At 70.5% G+C, this 6,000-nt stretch carries 3 protein-coding genes; 1 reads left to right on the top strand and 2 read right to left on the bottom strand.

Annotated features, from left to right (window positions below):
* Window positions 1-55: 55 nt before the first annotated feature.
* Entirely contained in the window at window positions 56-436 is a 381-nt protein-coding gene (locus tag ACFTZC_RS24805) for a Dabb family protein (RefSeq protein ID WP_382893213.1), read from the bottom strand.
* A 353-nt stretch (window positions 437-789) separates the two neighbouring features.
* Here ACFTZC_RS24805 and ACFTZC_RS24800 point away from each other — a divergent pair, with 353 nt between their 5' ends.
* Entirely contained in the window at window positions 790-3,489 is a 2,700-nt protein-coding gene (locus tag ACFTZC_RS24800) for an AAA family ATPase (protein WP_382893211.1), read from the top strand.
* Window positions 3,490-3,602: 113 nt separating this feature from the next.
* Here ACFTZC_RS24800 and ACFTZC_RS24795 read toward each other — a convergent pair whose 3' ends face one another.
* A complete protein-coding gene (locus tag ACFTZC_RS24795; protein WP_382893209.1) occupies window positions 3,603-5,843 on the bottom strand; it encodes an MMPL family transporter in 2,241 nt (746 codons plus the stop codon).
* Window positions 5,844-6,000: the final 157 nt, after the last annotated feature.

Here is a 6,000-nt window from a genome sequence, read left to right as displayed (position 1 = left end):
GGGCTCCGCCGGGGTCGGCGGAGCCCTCCGCGCGTCGCTCGTCACTTCCGGAGCACTACGGCTGCTCGCCCACCAGCGCGGCCAGCTCGGGGTCGTTCTCGTACCGGCGCCGGTGCAGGTCGGCGATCTTCGCCCCCATCTCCGAGTCGTGGTCGTCGACGATGTCGTACGACTCGTACTTCTCCACCAGGGGCATACCGATCCGGTCGGTTTCCGCGTGCGCGGGATGCGTCAGATACGCCCAGTAGCCGTCGAGGTCCTCGATGACGAACACGCCGCCGCAGTCGAAATCGCCTCCGAAGTCGCGCCCGACGATGAACGACTTCACCGCCGGGATGTCCCGGCCCTGGTTACGCATGCTCTCCAGGGCCTCCCCGACCTGCTCCTCCGTGACGCCCGCCTTGGCCTTCAGCCGGATGGTGTGGTAGATCATCATGCTCCCCTTCATCGGTGGGTGAAATGCGTTGCCGCCGACTCGGTGCGGGGCAGGAGCGCCGCACGAGTCCCATCAATACGGCGAGCGCCCCGACGAGCGGTGCGCAAGGCCGTTCACGGTCATGAGCCGACTATGAGGTGGTCCGGTACCTCGTCACATCGGCATGAGTTGCCTATTCGAGGGCGCCCAGGGCCTCTCGTCCGGATCACGCCGGGCAGGTGCCGCCGCGCGGAGGCGTCGCCGGAACCGCGACGCTCCCTTTCCCGGACCGCTCCGCCGGGCGACCGCCCTCGGCTCCGGCCGCCCCTCGGCGCGTGATTCCGGTCGTACGCCGATAAGTTAAAATTTTCAACATGTCGACGTCCTTACCTCGGCCCGACCTGCTCCTCGGCAGATTCGACGAGAAACGCCACATGGACGAGTTGACCGGCAGGGCGGCCTCGGGCCGGGGTGGTGCGCTGGCCCTCAGAGGTGAGGCGGGCATCGGCAAGAGCGCGCTGCTGGCCCATGCGGCGGATACGGCGTCGGCGTTCCGCGTCATTCGCGCCTCGGGCTCGGAATTCGAGCAGCATCTGCCGTACTCCGGACTGCATCAGCTGTGCGTGCCGATGCTGGAGCACCTGGACGCTCTGCCGCACCCGCGCCGCGATGACCTGCGGGCGGCCTTCGGTATGGCCGAGGGGACGCCCGACTCGTTCCACATCGGCCTCGCCGCCCTGGGGCTGCTGACAGCCGCGGCGCAGGAACGGCCCCTGCTGTGCCTGATCGATGACGCGCAATGGCTGGACAGCGCGTCGTTGCAGGTCATGCTCTTCCTGGGGCGCCGGATCACGACCGACCCGATCGCGATGCTGTTCGCGGCCCGGTCGGGGGACGGAGCGGCGGAACTCGACGAGCTGCCCGGGCTGGTCGTCCGCGGCCTGAACGACAGGGACGCCAGGACTCTGCTGACGACGCGCAGCCCGTTCCCCCTGGACGACCAGGTGCGTGACCGGCTGATCGCGGAGGCCCAGGGCAGTCCGCTGGCGCTGCTCGAACTGCCGCGGGCCGGAGGCTTCGTGCCGCCCGAGATGTCCTCCGTACCGAGCCGGATCGAGCATGGTTTCCAAGCCAGGCTGACCGGCCTCACCGCGGAAGCCCGGCTTCTGCTCACCGTCGCTGCCGCCGACCCGACCGGCGATCCCGGCCTGCTCTGGGCGGCCGCGCGCCACCTCGGCCTCGACCTGGCCCGGTCCAGCGCGGAGGCGGCCACGACCGGGCTGGCCGAATTCGGTCACCGGATCCGTTTCTGCCACCCCCTCGCGCGGTCGGCGGTCTACCGGGCGGCCTCAGCCCGTGAGCGCCATGTGGCCCATGGCGCGCTGGCCGAAGTCACCGACCCGACGGGGGCCCCGGACCGGCAGGTCTGGCACCGCGCGCAAGCCGGCGCCGGTCCCGACGACGACATCGCCACCGCGTTGGAGCAGTGCGCGTCACGGGCCCGGGCACGTGGGGGCGTGGCCGCGGCGGCGGCGTTCCTCGAACGCTCGGTGGCACTGTCCCTTGATCCCGGGCGCCGTATCGAGCGGACTCTGGCGGCAGCGCAGGCCCACTTCGACGCCGGGACGACGGACGTGGCGGAAGGACTGCTCGCCACTCTGGAGACCGCCGCGCTCGATGACCACCAGCACGCCCGAGTCGATCTGCTGCGGGGCCGGACGGCGTTCACCCGGCGACACGACGATGCCGGTCCGATGCTCATGACGCGCGCCGCACAACGGCTTGTGGCCCTGCACCCGCGGCAGGCACGCGAATCCTTCCTGGACGCCCTGGAGATGAGCCTGGTCGTCGGCCGCGGCGGTGGCGTCATCCGCAAGGTCGTGGCCGCGGCCCGGTCCGCGGCTCCGGCATCCGATTCCCCGGATCTGCTGGACGCGCTGATCGAACTGGTCACCAACGGTTACCCGACCGCCGCTCCGCTCCTCCACCGGACCCTGCACGGCGAGCACGAGCCACTGTGGTTCCGGCGGCCGGCCCTCGCGGCCATGATCGCCATCGAGCTGTGGGACCCGCGGACCCATACCGACATCGCCGACTGGCTGGTGAAGGACGGCCGTGAATCGGGTTCCCCGCTGGTGCTCAGGCTCGGCCTGGCCCAGCAGGCCATCGACGCCGTCATGACCGGCGACCTCGGGAAGGCGATCGCCGCCACGGCTGAGGAGGCCGCGATCGCCGACGCCGCCGGCATTCCTCCCCTCACCTACCACCGCCTGCACCTGGCCGCGCAGCGTGGCCGTCGCGAAGAGTTCGAGCAGCTCGCCCGGGAGGCCGAGAACGGTCCGCACGGCACGGGGCAGGTGACGAACCTGCACTCGACCACGGCCCTGCTCAACAACGGACTCGCCCATTACCCGGCCGCGCTGGCCGCCGCACGCAGGGCCACCGAGCACGACGACATCTTCCTCACCGGATCGGCCCTGCCGGAGCTCATCGAGGCAGCTGTCCACTGCGACGACCATGCCACCGCGAAGGAGGCGCTGGCATCGCTGACCGAGCGCACCGAAGCCGGCGGAACCACCGTCGGCCGGGGGATCGCCGCCTATGCGCGAGGGCTCGTGACCGGCGTCGAGCACCACTTCCAGGAGTCCGTCGAGCTCCTCGCCAAGGAGCGTCTTGCTCCCTACCTGGGCCGGGCACACCTGCTGTACGGACAGTGGCTGCGCCGTGAGGGCCGCCGCCGCGACTGCCGCCGGCACCTGCGCACCGCCCATGAGCTGCTGTCCAGGGCCGGAAGCGAGGGCTTCGCCGCGCGGGCCGCCAACGAGCTGCGCGCCACCGGCGAAAGGGTCCGCCCCCGTTCCGAGCAGCCCTACGAGAAGCTCACCATGCAGGAAGTCGCCGTCGCCCGCCTCGTCGCCTCCGGTGCCACCTCCAACGAGGTGGCCGGCCAGCTCTTCATCAGCAAACGCACCGTCGACGCCCACCTGCGCAACATCTTCCGCAAGCTCGGGCTCACCTCACGACGCCAGCTCAAGGACCACCCTGAACTGCTCACCCAGGAACGGTTCACATAGGCATCGCGGCCATTCACCGCCGCGACGACAACGGACCCGGCCCGCACCACCGCGCTGGACGCACGGCGGCGGGCCGGGGACGGTGTGCGTTGTTCAGCGTGCTGCGCCCGCCGTCAGACCCTGGTCGAGTTCTCCACGGGTGCCGGAGCCGCGCTGACAGGTCCGGGTGCGGACACCGGCTCGGGGCCGCTTTCGCTGAGGCCGTACCGCAGGTGGAGCCTGCGCAGGAAGCCGGGCGCGTACCAGGCGCTCTTCCCGAGCAGACGCATCGCGGCGGGGACGAGGACGCCGCGCACGGCGAGGGCGTCGAGGAGGACGGCCAGTCCGCTGCCGAGACCGAACATCTGCATGAAGCTGATCTGGGCGGTGCCGAAGGCGAAGAAGCTCACCGCGAGCAGGAAGGCAGCCGCGCTGACGATGCGCCCGGTGTGGCCGAGACCGTTGACCACGGCGGTCCCGTTGTCGGCTCCGTGGTCGTGGAGCTCCTTGATCCTGCTGGTGACGAAGACCTCGTAGTCCATCGAGAGGCCGAAGGCTATGCAGAACATCAGCACCGTCATGGACACCTCCATCGGCTGCGCGGTGAAGCCGAGCGGCGAGGAGAGGTTGCCGTCCTGGAAGATCCAGGTCATCACGCCGAGGGTGGCCCCCAGGCTGATCAGGTTGAGGACCAGTGCGCGCAGCGGCTGCACGACGCTGCCGGTGAACAGGAAGAGCAGCAGGAACGTGGTGAGGACGACCAGGGTCACGGCCAGGGGGAGCCGATCGGCAATGGAGTCCTTGGCGTCGACGAGCGCCGCGTCCGTTCCCCCGACCAGGGGCCGGACCCCGGGGGGCGGGGTGACCGCGCGCACCCGCTCGACCAGGTCCTGGGCCGCGTCCGACTTGGGTGTCAGGCCGCTCACCACACTGATCCGCTGCGCGTCGGGCCGGCCGAGGGCGGCATCGGCCGGGCCGGCCGCCGCGGCCTCTCCCTTGGTGTAGGTGCCCGCGCTGCTGTCGACCCGGATGACACCCGCGAGTTCGGACAGCCGGCCCGCGTACGACGCCAGCGGGGCCTGGCCCACGGACCGGTCGATGGCGATCTGGAGGGCCGAGTCCTCACTGCTCGCGAACTTCTCCCGCAGCACCTGCGAGACCTGGCGGCTCTCGGCGTCCTCGGGCAGCACGCGTTCGTCCGGCGTGCCGAAGGTGATGCCCAGCAGCGGGCTCGCCGCGAAGAGCAGCACGGCGAGGACGGGCAGCGCGGTGAGCGCGGGCCGCCGCATGACCGTACGGGCGAGCCGTCCCCACATCGGTTCCCTGGTGGCGGAGCGGGCCGGCTTCGCCCACGGCAGTCGCCCGCTGTTGACCCGGTGCCCCAGGACCTTCAGCAGGGCCGGCATCACGAACAGGGTGCTGAGGGCGGCGATGACCACGACACCGACACCGGCGAAGCCGAACGAGCGCAGGAAGTACTGCGGGAACACGAGGAGCGCCGCCAGGGCGGCCGCGACCGTCGCGGCGGAGAAGGCGACGGTGCGCCCGGCGGTGTGCACCGTCCGCAGGACGGCGTCGTCGACGCTCACCCCGGCCGCGATCTGCTCCCGGAAGCGGCTGACCATCAGAAGGGCGTAGTCGATGCCCAGTCCGAGACCCAGCGCGGTGGTGAGGTTGGTCGCGGTGTCGCCGACATCGGTGACGCTGCCGAGCACGAAGAGCAGGGCGAACGAGCCCATGATGGCGATGACCGCGATGACCAGCGGCAGCAGGGCCGCGACGACGCTGCCGAAGACGAACAGGAGCAGTACGAGAGTGAGGGGTACGGCGATCACTTCGGCGAGGATCAGATCGTCGACCACCTGGCCGGACAGGTCGGCGCCTACGGCCGCGCCTCCCCCGGCCCGGACGGTGAGGGTGCCCTGGTAGGTACCGGTGTACGCGTCGAGGATCTCCTCGACGTTGTCCCGCAGCTGGGTGGCGTCGCCTTTCACATGGGCGAGCACCACGGCTTCACGGCCGTCCTCGGAGCGGAGGCCGGGGCTGTTCGTCTCCCAGTACGAGACGATGTTGGTGAGGTTCTTCTCCTTCTTGAGGTCGGCCACCAGGGCTCGGCCGGTTCTGCCGGAGGCGGGGGTGTCGACGCGGCCGTCGGAGGAGCTGACCAGCAGGACCAGGTTCGCCTCGCCGCCGAACTTCTCGTCGATGACCTCTGCCGCGCGGGTGGACGCGGAGGCGGGGTCGTCGAATCCGCCCCCCTTCAACTTGTCGAAGGCGCCCGCACCCAGCCCACTCATGAGAGCCAGGGCCACGACAGCGACGATCAGCACCAGCCGAGACCGGCGAATTGCCAGCTCGGCTATACGTTCGAACACGGATGATCTCCTTCAATGCTTTCTGCGATAGGCGAGGGGCGTCAGCCGGACAGGAACCGGCTTCACGCACCGCAGAGCCCCTTCACCCCGTCAGAGAGGGTGCGGTGCCGCGCTCTTCGTCGCCGAGAACGACGCTAGTAAGACAGGCGGCACTTGA

The sequence above is a fragment of the Streptomyces sp. NPDC056987 genome (assembly GCF_042673865.1).
GTDB lineage: Bacteria > Actinomycetota > Actinomycetes > Streptomycetales > Streptomycetaceae > Streptomyces.
Note: the sequence above shows the minus strand (reverse complement) of the source record. Positions and strands in the feature narration are given on the sequence as shown.